The organism is Vibrio litoralis DSM 17657, assembly GCF_000426765.1.
In the GTDB taxonomy this organism is placed as follows: Bacteria; Pseudomonadota; Gammaproteobacteria; order Enterobacterales; family Vibrionaceae; genus Vibrio; species Vibrio litoralis.
The window spans coordinates 1-22,944 of record NZ_AUFZ01000003.1; the positions used below are offsets into that span (position 1 = coordinate 1).

The following is a 22,944-nucleotide window of genomic DNA, read 5'->3' on the forward strand; positions in this document are numbered from 1 at the left end:
GGGACAAACTAGCGGGATGTTAGCCAGCTTAAATACCGAGTCTAGAAATCCTTGCAGTGCTCTCAACGGCATAGAGAATATGCGTTTCACCATCAGTGCAGTAGTAATGGCTAAGTCGCTGAATTGGCGAGGTCTGCCGCGCTTGCCTTGCTTGTTTTGCTTCCACTCGGCTATCGCTTCCTCATCAATCCAAAAGGTCAGAGAACCACGGTTTATTAAGGCTTTGTTGTACTGCGTCCAGTTAGTTGTTTTGTAACGAGGTTTAGGCATGAGGCTACGACGATTAATGGGTGTAGCCGATCAGATCGTAGCTTCTTGATTTAGTTCCATCGATTTAAGCAACAAAGCCCATATCTAGTACGGGTTCAGTGGCATATTCCTTAAATGTTAGATCTGTATCTTGCATTTTAGGGCCAGTTTACAACCACTTAGCACTATACCCTCGATTGAATCTTGTATATGGCCTCTTCCTTGACTCGTAACGCGCCCTTTGAGTGATCACACCACTTTCGTGAGTCGTAACGCGCACTTTGTGCATATCTAATACGGGTTCAGTGCATATTCCTTAAATGTTAGATCTGTATCTTGCATTTTAGTTTTGTTTACAACCACTTAGCACTATGCCCTCGTTTGAATCTTGTATATGACCTCTTCCTTGAGTCGTAACGCGCCCTTTGAGTGATCACGCCACTTGTGTGAGTCGTAATGCGCCTTTTGACGAACCCACCATTCGTGAATTCAGAAATCGCTCTTTCATTAAGCTTTATCGGTACTAGGATGGCGCAACATTACGCTATAGATATTGAAGGTCTGGTCAGTGATGTGAATCGTAACTCGCACTTCAGTATATTACAGATAATGGATGCCTCATCGATGTATTTCTAACATCAGATCATTAGTAAGCTAATGGCCTACCTTAAGATACAATTTCCCCCCGCAATCAATTAATTAATTGAGAATTATTATCAATACAATGTAAGGCAAATACTCACGTTATGAGAAAATTCTCATTTCTGTATAAATTGTTTCATTCATGAATTGCAGTTTTATCAATTAACACGATTTATGAAACGTGACTCACGGAGTAGATTTATGCAGGGCTATAAGCACCACTAGAGCCTTAAGCAAACTACTAATCTGATCTAGTTCACATAAATATAAACGCTAATGTCAGGTTGGGTGGGAAACAAAAATTCTCATAGTTTTATCGTTCAGCATTGTTAACACTCTCTCTATCTAATGTGCTCTATATTTTGTTTCTGCTGGTTTGTCCCTGAACAGACGCGGCATAAGAATGGGGCATAAAGTGACAAAACAATAGAGAGATAATTTATGGTTGCTTTACTTGCGTTACCTATTGTATTTGGTGCGGGTCTCCTGATTACAAAAAAATATAATACTCAAGCGGTGCTATTTGGTACTGGGCTATTAATGATGTTAATTGGTGCTTTTTCAGGCCACGTTGATTTTGTGCCTAAAGGGACAGCTAGCTCTGGCTCTGTGTTTGTCGATTTCTTCTTAGCAATTAAAGCCATAAGTTCCGGCACATTAGCGAAACTTGGCCTTATCATTATGGCTGTCGGGGGTTTTTCAAAATACATGGGCCATATTGGCGCGGCTAATGCTTTGGTATCGATTGCCACCAAGCCACTATCCATGATTAAAAATCCTTACATCATTTTGGCATTAAGCTATTTATTAGGCCAAAGTTTAAACGTATTTATACCAAGTGCTGTTGGCCTTGCCATGTTGCTATTGGTTGCGCTTTACCCAGTTTTAGTAGGCATAGGTTGTACTCCCGCCTCGGTTGCTGCTGTGCTAGCAACAACAGCTTGTCTTGATTTAGGTCCTGCATCTGGCACCGCCAACAAAGCGGCAGAAGTCATTGGTATTGATGCTGCAAGTTACTTTATTGAACATCAACTATTTATTGGCGTAATTACCGCACTAGTGATCGCTGCACTACACTTCGTATCACAAAAATATTTCGATAAGAAAGATGCAGAAAAAGGCGTTGAATATGAACTGCAAGCCAAAGAAATTGAGGTGCGCGATGCTCCTACATGGTTTGCTTTCTTACCTATTTTGCCTCTATTCATGCTTTTGGCTTTCAGTAAATTCGCTATTACCTCAGTCAAAATTGATGTCGTAACCGCTATGTTTATTTCATTGGCCATCGCGATGTTATGTGACTTTATATACTCTCGTGATGGCCGCAAAGTTGCGGATTCACTTAAAGTGTATTTAAAAGGAATGGGTGATGTTTTTTCTAGTGTTGTCTCTTTAATTATTGCAGCACAAACCTTCGTGGTTGGCTTAACAGCAATTGGCTTTATCGATGGATTATTACACTTATCATCGCACCTTGGTTTTGGTTATATGATGATGGTATTACTGATGATTGCCATTATTGGTATTACTTCTTTCTTATCAGGCTCTGGTAACGCAGCATTTTATAGTTTTTCTAACTTAGCTCCTGATGTTGCAGCACAAGTTGGCGTATCAACTGCCGCACTTGCCCTACCAATGCAATTATCTGCGGGTATCTTCCGCTCATTCTCACCGGTTTCAGGAGTTGTCATTGCCTGTGCAGGGGTTGCAAACATTCCGCCAACAGAGCTAGTAAAACGTACTTTTATCCCTATGGTTGGTGGGTTGTTAACCGTTATTCTAGTGACGTTCCTTGGTGCTTAAGCCGTTATGATGAAAAGAGAAAATACTATGCTAGGACAAAATACATCGGTTTTTGATTCCGACCTTTATTCTCCTTTATTTACTCAAAAAGAAATGAAGCAAGTTTGGTCGGATACCAATCTCATCCATTGCTGGCTACGCTTTGAAACCGCTATTGCCAAGGTGCAAGCTCAGTTAGGCATCATCCCATCTGAGGCAGCCGAAGCAATTAAGCAGGCTTGTGAAACTATCGAGATTGACTGGCAACGCTTGTCTGCCGACACCGAATCGGTAGGAATGGCAATCAAGCCCCTGATCGACCAAGTGTGTGAGCATGGCGATGACCAGGTTAAACAATATTTGCACTGGGGATGCACTACTCAAGATTTACTTGATACCAGTTTAGCCATGCGATTAAAGCAAAGCTTAACCATTATTCGTAGGCAGTTACATGAGTTAGGTGAACATTTAAAGTCTATGGCTATAGAGCATAAAGACACCGTTTGTGTCGCTCGCACTAACTCGATGGATGCATTACCAACGACTTGGGGGCTACAAGTTAGCTCCTATCTGCAAGAAATCAGCCGTCATATTGTTCGTCTTGATGCCTTGCATAGTCGCGCAACCACTGGCATGTATGGTGGTGCGGTTGGTAACCTTTCTTCTATTGGTTCTCAAGGGTTATCGGTTCGAAAAGCTTTGTTTATAGAGTTGGAATTAACTCAACCGCAAGGCCTTAATAATGGAAGTCTAGATAACATTGTGGAAGTCGTGCAATTTTTTGCTTTAATCCATGGTTCGCTTTGCCGTATAGCAAATGATGTTGAAACTATGGGTCGTGCTTCGATTGCAGAGCTGCGCGAAGGTGAAGGTGGTGGTGGCTCAAGCACCATGCCTCATAAAGCAAACCCAAGAGCAAGCAATATAATCCAAACGCTTTCTCGTATGGGATGGATGTATGCCAGCAGTGCTCCCAATATGATGGATCAACAGGATTTACGTGCCGCCTCAATGCGCATGCTCAATTGGAGCTTAGTACCTGAATCTGCATTAACCGTTTCTACCAGTCTCGAACGAGCAATACGTCTTATCAAGCACTTAATCGTCAACGAACAAACGATGAAAGATAATTTTGCTGCCTCGCGCAACTTCATCATGTCTGAAGCGGTCATGATGACATTAGCGAAAAAAGTCGGTCGTAATAACAGCTATTTAGCACTAAAAGATGCGGTGGCTCAAGCTGCAACAACCGACTCACTCGAACAAGCCCTAAGAGCTACGTCTTCTATCTCGGATATCTTGACCGACCAAGAAATCGCTGAAGCGTGTAATCCACAGAACTATCTTGGCTGCAATCAAGAATTAATCCAAGAAGCGATTCAACAATTTGAACAAGTGGCACCATAATGAGTACTCAAAACCGACTATTTATCCGTCAAGCAGGTAATACTTTGCTTAACACTCCACTGCTCAATAAGGGCAGCGCCTTTACGCTAACTGAACGTAGAAATTTTAACTTAACAGGTTTATTGCCACACAATATTGAGAGTATTGAAGAACAAGCCGATCGTGCTTATGAACAATTTTCATCAATGGCCAGTGGTATGGATCAACATATCTACCTTCGTAATATTCAAGATACTAACGAAACCTTATATTACAAACTGCTTAATAATCACATTGAAGAGATGATGCCGATTATCTACACCCCGACAGTTGGTGAAGCGTGTCAGAACTTCTCACAAATTTATCGTCGAAATCGCGGGTTATTTTTATGTTATGAAGATAAAGATCAACTTGAAGAAATGATTAACAACGCTCCAAACTCCGATGTACGTGTGATTGTTATCACCGATGGTGAGCGTATCCTTGGCCTAGGAGATCAGGGAATTGGTGGCATGGGCATTCCCATAGGGAAACTCGCCCTTTATACCGCATGTGGCGGAATCAATCCTGAATATACCTTACCGATAGTGATTGATGTCGGCACCAATAACTCTAAATTATTATCTGACCCGCTTTACATGGGCTGGCGTCACCCGCGATTATCTACCGCTCAATATGATCACTTTATTGATGATTGTCTAAAAGCATTACATAAACGCTGGCCCAAAGCATTGATTCAATTTGAAGATTTTGCTCAGGCAAATGCTATGCCTATTTTGCAGCGATACAAAGACAAACTGTGCTGCTTTAATGATGATATTCAAGGTACTGCTTCTGTCACTGTCGGAACTTTGCTTTCCGCTGCCAATGCTAGCGGTAAACCTCTAAGTCAACAAAAGATTGCTTTCGCTGGAGCAGGATCTGCAGGGTGTGGCATTGCAGAAGCTATCATCGCTCAAATGGTAAAAGAAGGCATTAGTGAACAACAGGCTAGACAACAAGTTTTCATGATCGATCGCTGGGGTATGCTAGAACAAGGAATGAGTAACTTACTGTCATTCCAACAAAAACTTACTCAACCACAGTCCATTCGTAAACAATGGAAAATAAAAGCCAATCAGGATATCAGTTTATTAGATGTTATTACTCATGCTAAACCAGATGTGCTAATTGGAGTGACTGGTGTCGCTGGTTTATTTAATCAGCAAATTATCAGTGCATTATGCGCAGGCTGTGAACACCCTATGGTGCTACCACTCTCTAACCCAACTAATCGAGTAGAGGCAACACCGCAAGACATTATTACCTGGTCTCAAGGAAAAGCGATCGTAGCAACAGGTAGCCCATTTCCAGATGTGCATTACCAAGGTCAAACCTATCCAATCGCTCAATGTAACAACAGTTATATTTTCCCTGGAGTCGGTTTGGGCGTCTTAGTTAGCGAAGCAACTCGTATTACCAATGACATGTTACAAGTTGCCAGTGAAGCATTAGCCGAACTATCTCCTATGGCAAACGGTAGCAACAGGTTGTTGCCACCATTACAAGACATCCAAGAAGTATCAAAACATATAGCTTTAGCGGTTGCCAAAAAAGCTATTGAACAAAAAGTAGCAGCACCTCGTTCAGAAGCACGACTTAGCAGTAAACTCGATGAGTTATTTTGGCAGGCTAAGTATGCAGAATATCGACGTATTGCATCTTGATATCCCCAACATAGTTGGATAAAAATAAACCAGAGAATTCAAGTTGAATACTCTGGTTTATCGAAAATATAAACTTTATCAAAAAGATTAATCAGCGGAGAAGGTACCAAAAAACTGAAAAAGCTCTTCCAGAATGGCAAAATTGCCCTCCCCTGCACTTTTCTCATAAGACAGATGCAAAATTAACTCCACAAACATAAACCCAGCCATTCGACTTTGGAATATCGTTTGTGTTTCACTCGGTAATACAAACTGTAAATCACTATATTTACCATAAGGGTTTGAACTAGCATTGGTAATAAGTACAACCGATGCATGTTTTTTCTTAAACCACCGAGCAATATCATGAGCCACACTATTAAATCGATAATAAGAGAAAACCACTAATACATCGTCTTTTTTAACATCGATAAGCCTTTTGGGTAATTCACCAATATCTAAATTCAGCAATGCCACATCACCGCGCATATATTTGATTAGCGTTGAAAAGTGCATCGCCATAGCTGCAGAAGATGATGGCCCAACCACATAAATTTTCCGCTCTGTATCCATAAACAAATCAATAGCCTTATCAAGGCAATCAATATTGATGCTATTGGTAAATTTATTAATGAGTTGTTGAATCTGACTAGAGAATTCATGAACTAAAGGTGGCGTGTCTTGAGGTTTCCTCTCTCGCTCTTCATGATAAATATCAATCGGAGCAGACATCTGATTATCTTTTAATCCATCTTTCAAGGCAGATTTAAATGCCGCATACCCAGTAAAGCCCAATTTATTTAAAAAGCGCCCTATTGTTGCTTTACTCACGTCTGCATTCGTCGCAAGGTCCACAATACCGTGATAGGGTAACTCACCAAAATGCTCTGCAATATATGTGTGTAAAGATTTTTCAGAATCGGTCAATTGCTCAATACGTGAAACCAATTGGCAATAACCGTGATAGGTTAACTGAATATTAGAAGTCATAATCGCAGTTCAAGTACAAACTAAAAGGGATCACATTTTAGCTCATATAAGGCTTTCATACTTTGTGAGACATCATATTGCGCGTTAAAAATTAATCAGAATGTTCATCAGGGTTAAATTGTATTCATAAACCCTTATACGGCTGTATATTAAAAAAGATATTAGTCATAACCAGACTCCGGGGGATACTATTTAGGCAGTAGAACGTAAAACTGATACATTCAAATTTTGTCGCAACCACTCGATCTAGAACATTGATAATGCAGGCCATTAACCCCAGTTTCTCACCTAGTGGACCACTGGATCTGCTTTATAGTTTAATTTGGTCGTGTTGCTCTAAATCAAGAGTGTATTGACAGAAACATACACTAAACTAACCAATTGTTATTTATATGATATTTGATGTGATTGCAAAAATACCTCGCCTCTAATTTTCTGGAAAAATGAAGGCATGCCGATTCTAAATCGGATTTATGCTATTGATTTAAATGATTTAATTTATTCTTGATTATAACGTTTTGTATAAAGTCACCACCGTGTTTGCAAAAATACCTCGGCTTTCCTTCATGCTTTTGATTTGTAAGCGTTCACCAGCAAGTTATTGACTAAGCGTTTGCGTAAAAACTGGTTTCGCTGAGGCCGAAGACATTGGGGTACGGTTGCTGTGAGATCACAGCAGTTACAATACGAGTTAGAGTCTCGAGCGAAGATATCTGCCTCTTCTTGCAGGTTTCTATGAGCGCGTGCAACCTATCTCGGAACTTATCGCCTGCATCTGAGGTTGTACCGTAGCTGATTTTTCTTTGAATAACGAACCCGCGTAATCGTCGTTCTGCTTCGTTATTAGTAAGAGGTATTTTGGGGGTGGTTAAGAACAGCCATAAGCTTTCGCTGTGCTCTTTGAGTTTTCGACATCGCCCTTGATAACGCTGAATTGGGATTTGGCTTGCGCCCTTATCAAGCCAATGATTAAAGCGACATCGTATGCGATTCAGTCGGTCGAGGTAGAGTGCTTCATCAATATGGTCAGACTCCCAACGGTGACGAGTGCGAAAAACTAATTTGCTTAGAAGTAACAGTCGTTGACCAATATTTGCAGCATGACCTCTACCTGCATAATCGGCAATTTGTTGTAGATTTCGAATAACATGCGACCAGCACAGCTGATGTCGGTCTGATGAAAGCCAGTTGTAACCGCTATATTGATCACTAACCACGATTCCACTGTAGTCTGAGTCGAGAACCGTTTTTGCTGAGTGCGTTGAACGAGAGTAGAGGATTTTCTCATACACTAAGTCATCACTCGACACTAACCAGCACCAACGTAGGCGCTCTTCGTCATTTCTCGAGTGTGACGTTTCATCAACATGCACTAGAGGCGCAGATTGTATGTTGGTTTTGATAGCTTGATGAAGTGGCGTCAGCATGGAAGCAATACGGCTTTGCGCTTCACTTATGGCACCCACTGAGAAGGTCGTACCAAACTGATCTTGCAGTAATGAGCGTATTTTTCGAACACTAAGGTGATATTGACCAGCCAGTATAGCGATATGACTCATTAGGTTGGGTCCCATAACCCCTTGAGGAGTGTCGCTTGGCTTTTGTGCTTTTACTGCCTCTCCACACTGCGAGCATTTGCCCGAGTAGAGCCGATATTCGGTAATATCTATGCGTGGCGGTGGGATTTCATGAACTTGATGGCGATAAAACGGCTTGTCACTCATTTCGAGGTCGGTGTCACCACAGCAAGAGCATGTGCTTTCAGGGTAACAATCAACAACTGTATCGGATTCTTTTAGTTCTGAGAGTTGTCGTTTATGCCCTTCGTGACCCTGTTTAGCTCCTCTCGGATTGCGACCACTAGGGCTTTGAGCTTTTTTCGTTTTTGGCCCATCGGAAGATGGGGATTTCGAAGAATTAGCGCTGCTGGCTTTTAGCCTATCTTCATAGTGGCGTAATTGCTCCCATAGCTCGGATATTAACGCATTAGCTTCGTTGATGTCCGATGCAATGGGTGGTGTTGATGAGAATTTGGATTTTTTCTTAGTCATGCAGTCAGCATGAACGCTAGGAATGATCACTCAATAGGCAAAGTGGGATCCAGTGCGAATGGTCACGTTTTTTGTGTCAATACGCTGCTGGTGAACGGTTACTTTGATTTAAGTTCACGGAAAACTTAACGCGTACAGTTTGAGTAAACCAAACAACACTTAATATGCCCAGCAATATGTTGGTTTGCCCTATGAGCAGATTCAGACAACACATCACAATACTAGCTCGGGTAAAAAAACCGATAACCACTAACGACTACAGCCCAAGGCAGCAATGTCAATAACCAATAAAAAGTAGTCATTTTTAATATTTAATTGTATGTTACAAGTAACATACAATTAATAATTTAAGCAATATGAAAAATAAACGCCCTAGCTTACAAGATATTGCAGACGAAGTCGGTATTACAAAAATGACCGTGAGTCGCTGCTTACGTGATTCATCCAAAGTTTCTCCCGTTACTTACCAAAAAATAATGGCGGCTATTGATAAGTTAGGTTACATCCCAAATAAAGCACCTGATTTACTCTCTCACGCAAAAAGTCATGCGATTGGAGTGTTAGTGCCCTCTTTAACCAACCAAGTATTTGCTGATGTTATCCGTGGCATTGAATCCATAACTGAGCAGGCTGGCTACCAAACCATGCTAGCTCACTACGGCTACAGCCAAGAAATTGAAGAAGATAGAATCTCACACCTACTCTCCTATCATGTGGATGGGCTTGTGCTATCAGAAAGCCAACACAGTGAACGAACCTATCGAATGCTTCAAACCGCGGGTATTCCAGTTGTTGAAATAATGGATTTACAACCTTCCCCCATTCATCAATGTGTTGGTTTTGATAATCATAAAGCAGGCTATGAAATAACCCGTTTAATGATTCAACAAGGCCATTTGAATATTGTTTATATAGGTGCGCGATTAGATATTCGAACCCAACAAAAATTAGCTGGTTACACACAAGCAATGCGTGAGTCAAAACTAGAACCACGTAAAATTCTAACTGATGAAGCCTCATCTTACTCCTTAGGCTCAAAACTATTACATGAAACGCTAAAACAATATCCTGATGTAGATGGCGTTTTTTGTACTAACGATGATTTAGCCGTAGGTATTGTTTTTGAGTGCCAACGTTTGGACATTTCCATTCCTGAGCAACTCGCCGTTGCTGGTTTTCACGGACATGATGTTGGACAAGCTATGCAACCTCAACTAGCCAGTGTAAAAACCCCTAGGTTAGCTATTGGTGAGTTTGCTGCCCAACAATTAATTGACAGGCTAAATGGTATAGAAAGCCAACAATCGTGTTTTGATCTCGGCTTTGAAGTGGTCAAGGGACAAACTATTTAAACGTTAAAAACTAAAGCACAAAAAAGTGGCCCTCAATAATCCAATTGAAGGCCACCTTTAATTTTATAGATATGAAACTTTTGATTAACTTATAAAAAGATAGAAATTATCATTGCAACTACCGCACCTGTAGTACCGATAATGGTTTCCATCACAGTCCATGTTTTTAATGTTTGAATTTCTGTTAAACCAAAGAAACGGTTAGCAAGCCAAAATCCTGAATCATTTACATGAGACAGCACAATAGAACCACCACCGATTGCAATCGTAACGGCAGCCAGTTGAGCTCCAGATAAACCCAATGGATCGAGCATAGGAATAATCAAGCCACAGGCAGTTAACATAGCAACGGTTGCTGATCCTTGGATAACACGCACCGCTGCTGCCAAAATAAAGGCCAGCACTACTACTGGTAACCCAGAGCCTGCTAGATAATTACCTAATGCCTCACCCACTCCAGAATCAATAAGTACTTGCTTAAATACACCACCTGCACCCGTTACTAAAATGATGATACCGGCGGGTTGTAATGCACTGCTACAAATGGCCATGATTTTTTCATTTGATACTCCACGACGCACACCTAATACATAAAATGACACTAAGCAAGCCACCATAATGGCCGTAAAAGGATGCCCTATAAATTCTAACCAATCATGCAAAGCGGTTTCTTCGCCAACAAATCGCGCTGCGATAGTCTTAAGTCCAATCATAAATAAAGGTAAGCCAATAAGGGCAATCGCAATTTTAAAGCTCGGAATACCTTGCCCTTCACGATCGGTACCATCAAATTGTGCATGCTCAGGCAGTTCAACATGTACATGTTGAGCAATAAAGCTACCCCAAATAGGCCCGCCTAAAATCATGGCTGGTATAGAAGCAAGTAAACCAAATAGGATCATATAACCAAAATCAGCATTTAGCTGTGATGCAACTAAGATAGGTCCAGGAGCTGGGATTAAGAAGGCTTGACAGGTCGCGATACCCGCTAAAAGTGCAATACCAATTTTAATTACACTACCGCCCCCTTTACGCACGACAGCAAAAGCAATACCAATAAGTAGAACGACCGCCACATCAAAGAACAAAGGTAAAGCACAGATAAAGCCAGTAAAGGTCATAGCCCAATTGGCATTTTTTTCACCAAAGCGATGCAACAATGTATGAGCGATTTGATCGAGTGCCCCCGTCTCTTCCATGACTTTTCCGAACATAGCACCCAATGCAACAACAACGGCAACAAAGCCAAGTGTTCCGCCCATTCCCTTTTGAATGGTGGCTGCAATATCAGCAGGATTCATTCCTGAAAATAAACCAGCAATCATTGAAACGAGTATCAACGCAACCACAGCATGCAGGCGTACTTTCATTACTAAAAATAGCAGAAGGACTATCGAGCCTAATGCTGTAATGATTAAAGATAAATCGGACATTCTCGTGTTACTCCATTAATTATTTTTTTTGGTTAACTTCACATTATTCATAGTTACGGGTAACATGTTACCCGTAACTTGTTAGAGTAGACACCATAAATTTATGGGAATATTGAAAAGTTAGATAGAGGTCAAAAAAATGAGTAACAAAGGTCTTGGTAAAGTATTTCTGATCATGGGTGTCTCTAGTACAGGTAAATCGAGCATTGGTGAATCACTCGCCAAACAGCTAGGTGCAAAGTTTATTGATGGGGATGATTTACATCCAAAATCGAATATTTTGAAAATGGTTTCTGGTCATCCACTCAATGATGACGACCGAAAACCTTGGTTAGAGCGTATTCGTGATGCTGCATTTAGTATCGAAACGAAAAATGAATTGGGTGTCATTGTGTGCTCTGCACTAAAGCGTCAGTATCGTGATCAAATATGTGAGGGTAACAAAAGCGTTAACTTCCTGCATTTACATGGTGACTTCGAATTAGTCAAACAACGTATGCTGGCACGAAAGGGGCACTTCATGCCAATTGAACTATTGCAAAGCCAGTTTGATACCCTCGAAATGCCAGCTAGCGACGAGCACAACGTCTTCCAAGTGGATATAGAGGGTGACTTTAATACTGTCATCACGCGCTGCCTTCAACAAATTGACCAAATTAAGCAGAAAGATGCTCTCGCTACTGCTACTACAGCCTAATAAGAGGTGATAAATAATGAATAACACAATTTTAAGAGTCACTAACAATATTGCTGAACGAAGCAAAGCAACTCGTGAGGCTTACCTTAAACATATTGCAGAACTAGCAAATCAAGGTAAATCTCGGAAAAGCTTATCCTGTGGTAACTTGGCTCATACGGTTGCGGCTTGTGGTGGCTCAAAAAGCTCCATTTTAGATTTTACAACGTTGAACGTCGGTATTATTACCGCTTACAACGATATGCTAAGTGCTCACCAGCCCTACCTCACTTATCCAGATAAAATCAAAGAGGCGCTTGCTAATGCTGGCCACAGTGCTCAAGTAGCAGGTGGTGTTCCGGCGATGTGTGATGGTGTGACTCAAGGTCAACCAGGTATGGATTTATCTTTGTTCTCTCGAGATTTAATTGCACAAGCAACAGCAATAGGCTTGAGCCACAATGCATTTGATGCAACCTTACTACTAGGCGTATGTGATAAAATTGCACCGGGTCAAATTATCGGTGCTCTCTCTTTTGGCCATGTACCCGCCGCCTTTATCCCTTCAGGACCAATGGCAACCGGAATATCCAACAGTGAAAAAGTCCAAGTAAGACAAGAGTATGCGGCAGGAAATGTTGGTGTGGCTGCACTGCAAAATATGGAATGTAACGCTTACCACTCACCAGGCACTTGTACTTTCTACGGCACCGCCAATACCAACCAACTTGTATTTGAAGCGATGGGGCTCATGCTGCCAGGCTCTGCATTTGTTTCACCGACCGATCCCCTACGTGATGAACTGACCAAAATGGCATCACTACAAATGGTCAAAGTGGCGCATGGTTCCGCCGATTTCCGCCCAATAGGTCAAGTGGTTGATGAAAAGGCTCTAGTTAATGGACTAGTCGCATTGCTTGCTTCTGGTGGTAGTACAAACCATACCATTCATATGATAGCGATTGCGAAAGCGGCAGGACTTATTCTTACTTGGGATGACTTTGATCACCTATCTGATGTCGTGCCACAGTTAACGAAAATGTACCCGAATGGCCCAGCTGATATTAATGCATTCCAAGCTGCTGGCGGCGTTCCAACCTTAATGAAACGCCTGGCAGAGCTAGATTTAATTCATATGGATGCCACCCCAATTTACGGCCAAATGAGTGATTATTTAACTTCTCCTCGATTAATTGACGGTAAAGTTGTGTATCAACCAGCACAAGACAGCTCTGACCCCGATGTTATCGCCGTCAACGGTCACGTGTTTAGTCAGCAAGGTGGCTTAAAGTTACTCGACGGTAACCTAGGTCGAGGCATGATCAAAATCAGTGCCGTAGCGGAACAAGATCGTTATATCAAAGCGCCTGCGCGAGTGTTTGAATCTCAACATGATGTAGAGAAAGCTTACCAAGCCGGAGAGCTTAACCAAGATATTATTATAGTGGTTCGCCATAATGGTCCGGCAGCAAACGGTATGCCTGAATTACATAAGTTGATGCCCATTCTGGGCAATGTCATGAAAGCTGGTTTTAAAACCGCACTGGTGACCGATGGACGTTTATCCGGTGCTTCCGGTAAAGTTCCAGCGGCAATACACATGACACCTGAATCGGCTAAGGGGGGACCACTGTCTCGTTTACAAGATGGTGACGTTATAGTGCTTGATGCGCAGCAAGGTACCATCATGTGTGAGTCGAATTTAGAGGCTCGTGACAGCAATGTCACCGTCAATATCAATGAGCATCTTGGTGCCGGTCGTGAGTTATTTACTATCTTTAGACAACACGTCTCTAGTGCAGAAGCTGGAGCGAGCATCCTCTAATACCTATCAGATCGATTTTATCAGGTTGGAAAATCACACGCATTGACCCAACCTGATATAGATACCTTTCAACAATCAGAGAATACAAAAATGAATTGGACTATTTCACCTGCAAGCGTATTTCAAAGCTCTCCTATTGTCCCTGTCATGGTTATAGATGACTTAGACGATGCACTGCCTATGGCGAAAGCTCTAGCAGATGGTGGTATTTCTATCTTTGAAATCACCTTACGAACCCCTGTCGCATTAGAAGCCATTAGCCTCATTAGCACGGCAATGCCAGATGCACTTGTGGGTGCTGGCACTGTACTGAATTCAGAGCAATACGACGCAGCCGTAAATGCGGGCGCACAATTTACTATTTCTCCAGGATACAGTGAGTCGCTATTAAAACATGCCAAACAGCACAAAGTAGCACTTATTCCAGGAGTTGCTACACCAAGTGAAGTGATGACGGCTTTAGAGCATGGTTATGACCATTTGAAGTTTTTTCCTGCCGAAGCCAACGGTGGTGCACCTGCTCTTAAAGCGATTTGTGCCCCTCTCACTCAAGTAAAGTTCTGTCCAACTGGCGGCATCAACCCGAAAAATGTTCGTGATTATCGTGCAATATCAAACGTCATGACTGTAGGGGGATCGTGGATGCTACCTGCAGATAAGATCAAGGCAAAGGATTGGCAAGGCATCACTGAACTAGTAAAAGAAGCACTCGCAATATAGCGTAATAAACTAAATGCCCGAATACTAATCTGAGCGTTTGTCGAGAACTCTCTTTCAGAATGATTTGGGCATGATTTCATTCCAGCCTCAAAGTCCATCTTTGCCCTTTAGATCTTGTCTAAATTGAAGATATTTAATCGCTTTTCTAGACCGAAATTACTCTCTCACATTAAATCTCACCAGACCCAATTTTAGAATGTGCTTCTGTAGTAGTTTGCTTACCAAATAAAAGGTCTAGCATCATCAAGATGCGTTTTCGGTCATCGCCCCATTTATCAGTATTAATAGTGTCGGGCGCTTTAAACTCAACCTCCCCAACCTTTCGTTCATCTTTGTAAGCATTAATTCGGGAATCGGAAATATATGTGCTTAAATCCCAACTCCATCTAGAGACGTAGATCAGAGTCAACTCGGATGGATTCGGATGAGAGCCATCTGGCACCAGGGTGCACCTTTTAGCATTATCCAAACACCACTCTTGCATGGTATCTAGGAATATTGCCCTTGTAGCATCGTCTTTAACGATGGTTATTTCTTTTCTCTGTTCGTTTTCTTGGATTGGGTTAACTGTGTACTTCGGCGCTGAACATGCTGCTAAAAAGAGACTAGCGCTTAATACTACGGCTTTTTTAAACATTACTTTTCCTTGTTTTAATTTCCATTATTAGTTCACCTCAGTAAACTGTGATCCCAAACTGTTCTTTAACCTCTATGCTAACCGAGTCACCTTGAATCGACTATCGATGGCCAGTAGCGTTCAGTGAATATTAGGCGTTAGAAACAACAGATCAATTTACACTCCCTTACTACCGTTATTGCTACATTGTGATAAGCTCATCGACAAACATAGCACTAACAAGAAACTTAACACAGATGACAGATTCAACCTTTCATAAGCAATTATCTGATGTACTCACAAACGCTCTACTGCACCTATATCTGGAAGTAACGAAATCACAAAAGTTCTTCACAACACAAGCACGAAACCAGATCATTATTAGGTATATCAAACCATTAGTTAAAGATCGCCGCTACGCTCTAGTGAAGAAAAAACTGAAAACCATCGCTTTAATGAAGCCTGCCGGTGAATCGATTGAGAAGAGACTTATTCAGATCGTCGATAGCTATCAATCCGTTGTTAATCCTAATGATTCAGAAAAGCTATTTCGCGTTCTCACCCATATGGAAAAAGGTGGTATCTATAGCATGCTGACCGAAAGTGATGACATGGATGATCAAGATATCCTTATGGTATCGGAAGCTCAAATTGCAGAATCATTCGACGCGGATGGCCTTATGCTTAAGCCGTTAACGCTTTTTATAAAAACGGAACATCCAGATGTTATAGAGCGTGAATTAAGTGTCCTGGGTTTCTTTTCAATATCAGCATCAACGACCCCTGAGAAAACATCAATGTATGAGTTTACTTTGAGTCCACTCAATACTTAAAAAACCAACCTGTGCCCGTGCTCTTTCAGCCACGCTTTATGTTCACGATAATCGGGCATCACGCGCTCGACTTCTTTCCAAAAGCTTGGGGAATGGTCGTGATGGATGAGATGGCATAGCTCGTGGATCACAACATAATCCACGATACGGTTTGGCGCCATCACAATGAGCCAGTTGAATTCTAAATCTCCATAAGAAGTGCAACTGCCCCAGCGGCTTTTAAACTCTTTAATGCGGATCACGCCGGTTTCGACACCTATGACAGTACGGTAGCGTTCCACCTTCTCACGGATTTTCTTTTGCGCTTGGCGTAAGTACCAATTTTCTAATGACTTACGCACATAATGACGTTGTGTTTCAGGTTCTGGCACTGTCACCGTCATGCGGCCATTGAGCAGTTTTGCCCCTTTTAACTCCCCTTGCAGCACCTTTAAGCGATAGTTACGCCCAAGATAAGGAAAGGCTTCACCCGATACATAATGCTTTTCACTGGCCGGTTGGCTGGCTTGATAAATCGCGAGCTTTTCGACTATCCATTGATGCTTTGCTTCCACCAGCGATTGAATCCGTTCATGGGCTAAAGATTTTGGCACAACAATACTCACCACGCCGTCTTCAACTTTCACCGAAGCCGTTTTACGGCGTGAAGTTCTTACGATATGAACTTGATAACCTTGCCCTTCAATCAAATCTGCTTGTTCGGCATTGGCGGTTTTTTCATTAATTAAAGGCTTATTCATGTCAGTACTTAATCAATCCTCAAATTAACCAAATTTGGTCTTCGCCAGTTCCATAAAGCGTTCTTGCAAAATATTCACCAACGCTTTGTCACCAAATGGCTGTTCTAACACGATACGCTTTATGATCTTTTTCATGCGTTTGATTTCATCTTGCTTATTAAAGAAATCAACGATCTGAGTGGCTTCTTCTAAGGTTTTCACTAACTCTTGAGTCGTGTCTTTGATTGACTCGTGAATACTGGCATCCACCACATCACCATCGCTCACATTGGTCACTTCCGTCATTAAGATGCCATAGAAAGCAAACTCCACTTCGCTAAGTCCTAAATCCTGCGCTGCTTGTTGATGACCTTGTTCAATATCGCCAGTAAACTCAAGCAACAATTCTAATTGCTCACTCCAACGTCCGGCAGTTTTTTCAATAATGTCACGCAATCGCAAGCTTAACGAACGGTAATATTCCGGGTCTTCGTCCAGGTTGATATTAATGTGATGCTTAATCGCACTTTCAATTTCAGAAGCTTTCGATTCATCGGATTTAGTGGCTTGAATGCTTTCTTTAAAATCCACTGCCAATAAATCAATCGGCGGAATTTTTGGATCAACGCCAGTACTTAAAATATGCTCATCCACCAGTGCCCGAACCTTAGCGCCAATGTCATTCATATCTAACCCTTCATCGCGGTATTTATTTTTTGCGGCATGATGCACCTTACCTAAAAAGCGTGCATCCGCCATAAACGGCACCGCGGCGGTATCCGGTAAAATCACATTGAGTTGTTTGGCAAATTGCTTAAACGCCATATCAAACTGAGCGCGTTTGGCTTCATCTTTTAGTAACACCACATAATCATCCACATCGTCGCAAGTCATGCCTTTAAAGAAAGACATCGCGCGAGTGTGTTTAGCTTTTAGCTTAGGTATTTCATCTTTCAGGCTTTGGTAAGTGCCTTCCACATCTTCACTGCTAAACAATTCCAAAGCTTGCGTTAGCTGAGTAGCGAGACCGTAATAATCCACCACATAACCGCACTCTTTGCCCTTATAGCTACGATTCACCCGTGCAATCGCCTGCATCAAGGTATGATCTTGCAATAAACGGTCGATATACATCACTTGCGCAATCGGGGCATCAAAGCCGGTTAAAAGCATGTCTTTCACAATCAAAAATGACGTGTTATCAAACTTCTTATCCGCTTCTTTGGTGTCTTTTGCATCGGTTCCAAAAGGCTTTTTGAAATTAGCAATCACCTGCTTTTGATGCGCTTTATCTGTGTACTTGGCAAGGTAAGCTTCATCGTTATGATTGCCTGAAATAATCACTTCCGATAACGGCCCATTCAATTCATCCAAAGTTTGCTTATACAAGGCTGCGGCATGACGACTGCCCACCACGATCATGGCTTTGAATCCATCCGGGCGAATATGTTCTTTATAATGCTTAATAATGTCTAGGCAAACCCAACGAATGCGAGCTGGCGCTTCACGTACCGCTTTTTCCACGCCGTACTTTTGTTTGATTTCTTGCTGTTCTTCTTTGCTGTAATCGCCAAAATATTCTTCAAACAAAGCATCGAGGGAATCCCCTGCCACTTCGGACTTCACTTCACGGCCCTCATACAACAGCTTAACCGTCGCGCCATCTTCTACCGCTTGGTTAATCTTGTATTCATCGATATAACCACCAAACGCTTGCCCCATCTTTTGTGTTTTAAGCAAAGGCGTACCCGTAAAACCAATCTTAGGCGCATTCGGCAACGCAGCATTAATGGTTAACGCCAGACCACCAAATTGAGTCCTGTGCGCTTCATCGGCCAGTACAATGATTTTATCGCTTGGGTTTAAATCGACGAATTCACTATTGGCTTGCTCTTTCTCAAGATCGGAGAACTTTTGCACCATGGCCGTCACCAAATCTGAGCTGTCTTTTTTCAGCAATTCTTTGAGCTGAGCCACCGAGCCTGCGTTATAAACGGTTTCGCCCTGTGCATCACGGAAGGTATTAGAAAGTTGTTCGTCCAGCTGAGTTCGGTCGGTAATAAACACCAGCTTGTATTGTTTTAAAATCGGATCACGGCGCATCTTCACCGCCAGCATCACCATAGTCAGGGATTTACCACTGCCCTGGGTATGCCAAACTACTCCGCTTCTGTCTTTACGAGAGAGGGCTTTTCGGTCTTTACCACCCTTCAATCGCTCAATAACTTTATTCACCGCACGATATTGCTGATAACGGGCGACTTTCTTAATCACCTTGCCATCGTCGGTCTCAAACAAAACGAAGTTCTGCAGAATATCTAAGAAGCTAGTTTTATTGAACATACCGGCAAGCAAACGCTGTTGAGCCGTCACATCATGATCGCTAGGCTCAGTAATGTTCTGTGCGTTAACTTCGTATAAGGCTGGCGCTTCTGCCGCTTGCAATAATTCGGTTTGAGGCGTTGTATCCACTAATAACGCGTGTTCCGGAAGTTCGATTTCTAGCTTGGCTTGGAGATTATCCAGTTTATTGCTGAGCGTTTGTTGAGTGATATGCTCTGCGGTATAAGGATAAGCATCTTTCCAATCACCATAATGCTGGCTACTTGAGCTGATGGTACCCACTTTGGCTTTATCGCGACAAGTCGAGATCATCAATTGGTTATACCAAAACAGTTTTTCCGCCCCTTCATCGACTTCCGGTTGACGAAGATTGGCATAACGCCTCAGCTGATTCACCCCTTCACTCATCGGGCTGGCAATGTATGGCGATTTACACTCAATCACAGCCAAAGGAATACCATTCACAAAACACACAATATCGGGAATGATGTTTTGATTCAGCCCTTCGACTTTAAACTGGTTACAGCATAGAAATTCGTTATTGTCAGGATTATCGAAATCGATCAGTTTGACCGTCTGCCCTTTGCGACCTTTACCTAGATCTTGCTCAACAGACAGATATTGCACCATGGTTTGATAAAAGGCGTGGTTATATTCCATCAAGCCTGCATGATGTGGGTGAGTCACTTCACGGCTCACTTTGCGCAAGTTCTCGTCGCTAATCCAAGGGTTTAAGCGCTTAATGGCCGACTCCAAACGCTTCACCAACACCACATCACGGTAGTAGGCACGTTCGGCCTTACCATCGGTATCCAGGTGATCTGGCGCGAGATCTTGACCTCTCACATATTGCCAGCCTTGTGATACCAACTGTGCAATGGCGGGAGCTTCTACCTTATCGAATTCGTTGTTCATCCTAAACGGCCTTATCTATACGTCATATTATTGCTGGCTTGATTACTGGTTAATCGACACTTTGGTTTAAAATTTAAGAGGTTTTCATACCCTAGGTGTTAAAAAGCATGAAAAAATAAACCAACTCTATATTCAATACCAATTCCTAACTATTCTCTTGTCGATTTTCTTCAGCTAAAGATTTGGCTTTATCTACCGCAGCTCCAATAAAGGTTTGAGTACGTTCAATCAGACACTCCACCGCATTGTCATTAAATAGGTCGGTCAGGGGAATAGTAAAACCATTCGATACTACTGCTTTCTTAGAGTCTAATTGTGGATTTGGAGATTCGCTTATATTGGCTTTTGCACAACCATCCCAGACACCATTAGCCCAATTGCCAGTCATAGCTTGATAAGGTGCATACACGTTGATAGTAAGAGTACTTTCAGCATTTTCTACACTGGTCACTAAACTCAAAGCATCGGGCTCTCCATGACTATTTGTTTTCGTTACACCCGTATCTGAGTTCACTAAAAAATCTACCAGATATTCACCAACGATTACCTTGTTAGAATGCTCAAAGTGACCGAAAACGTAATAAGTAGATAAAGCCGGTAGTAAATCCCAATGCCAACGGTCAAATTGATTTGTTGAACGATGACCTGGTCTCGCAAAGTCCTTTGGTTGCCATAGACAATAATCCAACTCTAATCCTTTAGCTATTTGCTCAATGGTTGGCAACAAACGTTGATAATAAGCGGCTAACAGTCGATGAGCAGTGCGTATCTGTAAAAACAATTGGTCAGTGTCATGAGTTTGCATGATGAGGCCTTAATAAATTAGAAAATACTTCGAGATCCAGCCTAGGAAAATTATGCTGATTCAATTGCGTGATACCACTATCCGCTAAAAGCTTTGGTGATTTGCTAGTAGAGGCCGGCATACCTTTATTTAGTTGTGAATGGGTAAGTGATAGCGTAGGAAGACGAGTATCAAAGAATTGGCTCCACTTAAACGGCGATATCTTCAAGCCGTATAAACTTAAGCCTTCTAAAATATCGTCGATGATGCGTTTATCTTGTTTAGAGACTAAAATATTCGCGCCTTTATCACTCACTAATTCAATCAACTGATCGGTCACTACTTGCCATTTCAAAGCGCCAAGGCCATTCAGTTGTTCATTCTGTTCGAGTAGTGATTTAGCCCAGCGCATAGCATCAACTTGCTCAATCCGTCCGATGGCCAAAAAATACAGTGGTTTATCACATTCATCTTCTGAGTTTTGCAAGAAGGATTCGATTTCCTTTTGCCATTGCCATTTGTATTGATCACCACCCTCGGGAGGTTTCACTTCCACTAGAATATTGGCATGTTCAAAATGCAGAATTAAATCAGGTTCAACTTGGTTGCTACCGTTATTGTGTTCATGGCTAAATCTAGGCCAATAGCTGATATCTACCAGTTCACCAATGTTGTTAGGGGCATGTCCACTACAATGAACAAACCATTGCGTAATTAAATAGGCTTGAATCTAATCAGACAGATAAGCAAAGCGTTCAAATACTGTGGACGTCAATAAGTCTTCACGGGCTTTGAATACGCTCGACCAACTCACGGATTCACCTTGTTGGTTGTCTATTCGACCTGCTTTGCCGTTTAGAATGGCTTTTAACATGACTAACCTTCCCTATCCAACCTGCATTGATTTGCCTAACGCCGTCAGTCGATATTGTTGTAAGCGACTGGTGGGTTTGTCTGGAATCGTCATTTCAATCAATCCATTGTTTAATGCAGGCTGTAAATAACGTTGATTGAAGGATTTTTTGTCTTTTAACCCAAGCAATTTCTGTAAATACGTTCGGTTAAAGCTGGTTTGTGCTTGCTCGGTTTCGCCGGCCACTTTCATCACTTTGATTAGCATTTTGACTTGGGGGCTGACTTGAGGGGTGACTTGGGGGCTAACACCGGTTTCGACACTCTCAGAAGTATGATGCAACTGCTGTAGAGCCTGCTCTATCATCGACAACATAAAAGCGATAAAAGGTGCGCTGTCGGCGGCCTTAGTGCTATCGGCAATGGCTTGATAATACTCGGTTTGATGGGCGGCAATTAAGCTCTCGACTGGCAAGTAGGTAAACACCTCATGGTATTGCTTTAAGATCAGCGTTTGCCACAAGCGCCCCATGCGGCCATTACCATCGGCGAACGGATGAATGAACTCAAACTCATAGTGAAATACGCAGCTTTTGATCAGCGGATGATCATCACTGTTAGCGAGCCAGGTAAACAATTCACCCATTAATTTGGATACGCGATCCGCTGGTGGTGCCATGTGAATGACTTGCTGATTTTTAATTACGCCCACGCCAGTGTTGCGGTATTGCCCTGCGCTATCAATCAAGCCCAACATTAAGGTTTTATGCGCTTGCAATAAGCTTGATTCTTTTTGGTATGCAAAGCGGTCGAGTTGCTCGTACACATTGAGGGCATTGCTGGCCTCTTGCACCTCACGCGCAGGGGCAATCACTCGCTTGCCTTCTAGAATGGCGGTAATTTGGTCTTCGGTGAGTTGATTACCTTCAATCGCCAGTGATCCCTGGATGGTACGCACTCGGTTGACCTTTCGGAGCAATAACGATTGCGCCATATCTTGCGTGGCGGTCAATCGCCCAAGTTGTTCGCTGATGTTGGCCACCCGCGACAGGATTTGGTTATTAAGCGAGAAAGGCGGTACGTAGTGCATG

The 22,944-nt window shown here is 42.3% G+C and carries 20 protein-coding genes; 9 read left to right on the plus strand and 11 right to left on the minus strand.

Annotated elements, in window-relative coordinates; translation table 11 throughout:
- On the minus strand, positions 1-270 hold a 270-nt coding region (locus tag K358_RS17800), incomplete at its 3' end, for an IS5/IS1182 family transposase (protein ID WP_038149434.1).
- Between the two features lie 435 nt (positions 271-705).
- Here K358_RS17800 and K358_RS19135 point away from each other — a divergent pair.
- The 4 genes from K358_RS19135 (at position 706) to K358_RS0101210 (ending at position 5,765) form a co-directional block, all read left to right on the plus strand.
- Positions 706-885, plus strand: coding sequence for a hypothetical protein (locus tag K358_RS19135; protein ID WP_156888660.1), 180 nt, complete (start codon positions 706-708; stop codon positions 883-885).
- Between the two features lie 447 nt (positions 886-1,332).
- Entirely contained in the window at positions 1,333-2,694 is a 1,362-nt protein-coding gene (gene dcuC / locus K358_RS0101200) for a C4-dicarboxylate transporter DcuC (protein WP_027695125.1), read from the plus strand.
- A gap of 27 nt (positions 2,695-2,721) precedes the next feature.
- Positions 2,722-4,080: a class-II fumarase/aspartase family protein gene (locus K358_RS0101205; protein ID WP_027695126.1), complete on the plus strand. Its 1,359-nt coding sequence runs from the start codon at positions 2,722-2,724 to the stop codon at positions 4,078-4,080.
- Positions 4,080-5,765, plus strand: coding sequence for an NAD-dependent malic enzyme (locus K358_RS0101210; RefSeq protein WP_027695127.1), 1,686 nt, complete (start codon positions 4,080-4,082; stop codon positions 5,763-5,765). Before K358_RS0101205 ends, K358_RS0101210 begins: the two co-directional genes overlap by 1 nt.
- Positions 5,766-5,852: 87 nt before the next feature.
- Here K358_RS0101210 and K358_RS0101215 read toward each other — a convergent pair whose 3' ends face one another.
- On the minus strand, positions 5,853-6,692 hold the full coding sequence (locus tag K358_RS0101215; protein ID WP_244875212.1) for a MurR/RpiR family transcriptional regulator: 840 nt from the start codon (positions 6,690-6,692) through the stop codon (positions 5,853-5,855).
- 647 nt (positions 6,693-7,339) lie between these two features.
- On the minus strand, positions 7,340-8,785 hold the full coding sequence (gene tnpC / locus K358_RS0101220) for an IS66 family transposase (RefSeq protein ID WP_083962721.1): 1,446 nt from the start codon (positions 8,783-8,785) through the stop codon (positions 7,340-7,342).
- Positions 8,786-9,141: 356 nt separating this feature from the next.
- On the opposite strand from tnpC, the gene K358_RS0101225 reads away from it, so the two are divergent.
- On the plus strand, positions 9,142-10,137 hold the full coding sequence (locus K358_RS0101225) for a substrate-binding domain-containing protein (protein ID WP_027695130.1): 996 nt from the start codon (positions 9,142-9,144) through the stop codon (positions 10,135-10,137).
- A gap of 89 nt (positions 10,138-10,226) precedes the next feature.
- Here the strand turns inward: K358_RS0101225 and gntU are convergent, their stop codons facing one another.
- Positions 10,227-11,570 (minus strand): gluconate transporter, encoded by a 1,344-nt coding sequence (gene gntU, locus K358_RS0101230; protein ID WP_027695131.1) that lies wholly within the window; start codon positions 11,568-11,570, stop codon positions 10,227-10,229.
- Positions 11,571-11,709: 139 nt separating this feature from the next.
- Between gntU and K358_RS17805 the strand changes: the two genes are divergently transcribed.
- The 3 genes from K358_RS17805 to K358_RS0101245 all read left to right on the plus strand — a co-directional run bounded on the left by K358_RS17805 (position 11,710) and on the right by K358_RS0101245 (position 14,791).
- Entirely contained in the window at positions 11,710-12,267 is a 558-nt protein-coding gene (locus tag K358_RS17805; RefSeq protein ID WP_038149440.1) for a gluconokinase, read from the plus strand.
- 13 nt (positions 12,268-12,280) lie between these two features.
- Positions 12,281-14,071 carry a phosphogluconate dehydratase gene (gene edd / locus K358_RS0101240; protein ID WP_027695132.1) on the plus strand — a complete coding sequence of 597 codons (1,791 nt, stop codon included), beginning with the start codon at positions 12,281-12,283 and terminating at the stop codon, positions 14,069-14,071.
- Positions 14,072-14,161: 90 nt separating this feature from the next.
- Positions 14,162-14,791, plus strand: a complete 630-nt coding sequence (locus tag K358_RS0101245) for a bifunctional 4-hydroxy-2-oxoglutarate aldolase/2-dehydro-3-deoxy-phosphogluconate aldolase (protein WP_027695133.1) — start codon at positions 14,162-14,164, stop codon at positions 14,789-14,791.
- A gap of 169 nt (positions 14,792-14,960) precedes the next feature.
- Here the strand turns inward: K358_RS0101245 and K358_RS0101250 are convergent, their stop codons facing one another.
- Positions 14,961-15,428 carry an Sbal_3080 family lipoprotein gene (locus K358_RS0101250; protein ID WP_027695134.1) on the minus strand — a complete coding sequence of 156 codons (468 nt, stop codon included), beginning with the start codon at positions 15,426-15,428 and terminating at the stop codon, positions 14,961-14,963.
- Between the two features lie 236 nt (positions 15,429-15,664).
- Here K358_RS0101250 and K358_RS17810 point away from each other — a divergent pair, with 236 nt between their 5' ends.
- Positions 15,665-16,240, plus strand: coding sequence for a DUF2913 family protein (locus tag K358_RS17810; protein ID WP_051241118.1), 576 nt, complete (start codon positions 15,665-15,667; stop codon positions 16,238-16,240).
- Here the strand turns inward: K358_RS17810 and K358_RS0101260 are convergent.
- The 6 genes from K358_RS0101260 to K358_RS0101280 all read right to left on the minus strand — a co-directional run bounded on the left by K358_RS0101260 (position 16,237) and on the right by K358_RS0101280 (position 22,943).
- Entirely contained in the window at positions 16,237-16,980 is a 744-nt protein-coding gene (locus K358_RS0101260; protein ID WP_051241119.1) for a M48 family metallopeptidase, read from the minus strand. The two genes, K358_RS17810 and K358_RS0101260, sit on opposite strands and share 4 nt — an antisense overlap.
- Positions 16,981-17,004: 24 nt before the next feature.
- Positions 17,005-20,217, minus strand: a complete 3,213-nt coding sequence (locus K358_RS0101265) for a type I restriction endonuclease subunit R (protein ID WP_027695136.1) — start codon at positions 20,215-20,217, stop codon at positions 17,005-17,007.
- Between the two features lie 145 nt (positions 20,218-20,362).
- On the minus strand, positions 20,363-21,022 hold the full coding sequence (locus tag K358_RS0101270) for a hypothetical protein (RefSeq protein WP_038149442.1): 660 nt from the start codon (positions 21,020-21,022) through the stop codon (positions 20,363-20,365).
- Positions 21,009-21,551, minus strand: coding sequence for a hypothetical protein (locus tag K358_RS18740; RefSeq protein WP_051241120.1), 543 nt, complete (start codon positions 21,549-21,551; stop codon positions 21,009-21,011). Before K358_RS18740 ends, K358_RS0101270 begins: the two co-directional genes overlap by 14 nt.
- A gap of 180 nt (positions 21,552-21,731) precedes the next feature.
- On the minus strand, positions 21,732-21,875 hold the full coding sequence (locus K358_RS19140) for a hypothetical protein (protein ID WP_156888662.1): 144 nt from the start codon (positions 21,873-21,875) through the stop codon (positions 21,732-21,734).
- 12 nt (positions 21,876-21,887) lie between these two features.
- A complete protein-coding gene (locus K358_RS0101280) occupies positions 21,888-22,943 on the minus strand; it encodes a Fic family protein (protein WP_027695138.1) in 1,056 nt (351 codons plus the stop codon).
- Position 22,944: the final 1 nt, after the last annotated feature.

Excerpts from the sequence above, each read along its gene's own strand:
- K358_RS19135 (WP_156888660.1), top strand. The coding sequence starts at position 706 with ATGCGCCTTTTGACGAACCCACCATTCGTGAATTCAGAAATCGCTCTT.
- dcuC (WP_027695125.1), top strand. The coding sequence starts at position 1,333 with ATGGTTGCTTTACTTGCGTTACCTATTGTATTTGGTGCGGGTCTCCTG.
- K358_RS0101205 (WP_027695126.1), top strand. The coding sequence starts at position 2,722 with ATGCTAGGACAAAATACATCGGTTTTTGATTCCGACCTTTATTCTCCT.
- K358_RS0101210 (WP_027695127.1), top strand. The coding sequence starts at position 4,080 with ATGAGTACTCAAAACCGACTATTTATCCGTCAAGCAGGTAATACTTTG.
- tnpC (WP_083962721.1), bottom strand. The coding sequence starts at position 8,785 with ATGACTAAGAAAAAATCCAAATTCTCATCAACACCACCCATTGCATCG.
- K358_RS0101225 (WP_027695130.1), top strand. The coding sequence starts at position 9,142 with ATGAAAAATAAACGCCCTAGCTTACAAGATATTGCAGACGAAGTCGGT.
- gntU (WP_027695131.1), bottom strand. The coding sequence starts at position 11,570 with ATGTCCGATTTATCTTTAATCATTACAGCATTAGGCTCGATAGTCCTT.
- K358_RS17805 (WP_038149440.1), top strand. The coding sequence starts at position 11,710 with ATGAGTAACAAAGGTCTTGGTAAAGTATTTCTGATCATGGGTGTCTCT.
- K358_RS0101245 (WP_027695133.1), top strand. The coding sequence starts at position 14,162 with ATGAATTGGACTATTTCACCTGCAAGCGTATTTCAAAGCTCTCCTATT.
- K358_RS0101250 (WP_027695134.1), bottom strand. The coding sequence starts at position 15,428 with ATGTTTAAAAAAGCCGTAGTATTAAGCGCTAGTCTCTTTTTAGCAGCA.
- K358_RS17810 (WP_051241118.1), top strand. The coding sequence starts at position 15,665 with ATGACAGATTCAACCTTTCATAAGCAATTATCTGATGTACTCACAAAC.
- K358_RS0101260 (WP_051241119.1), bottom strand. The coding sequence starts at position 16,980 with ATGAATAAGCCTTTAATTAATGAAAAAACCGCCAATGCCGAACAAGCA.
- K358_RS0101265 (WP_027695136.1), bottom strand. The coding sequence starts at position 20,217 with ATGAACAACGAATTCGATAAGGTAGAAGCTCCCGCCATTGCACAGTTG.
- K358_RS0101270 (WP_038149442.1), bottom strand. The coding sequence starts at position 21,022 with ATGCAAACTCATGACACTGACCAATTGTTTTTACAGATACGCACTGCT.
- K358_RS19140 (WP_156888662.1), bottom strand. The coding sequence starts at position 21,875 with ATGTTAAAAGCCATTCTAAACGGCAAAGCAGGTCGAATAGACAACCAA.
- K358_RS0101280 (WP_027695138.1), bottom strand. The coding sequence starts at position 22,943 with ATGCACTACGTACCGCCTTTCTCGCTTAATAACCAAATCCTGTCGCGG.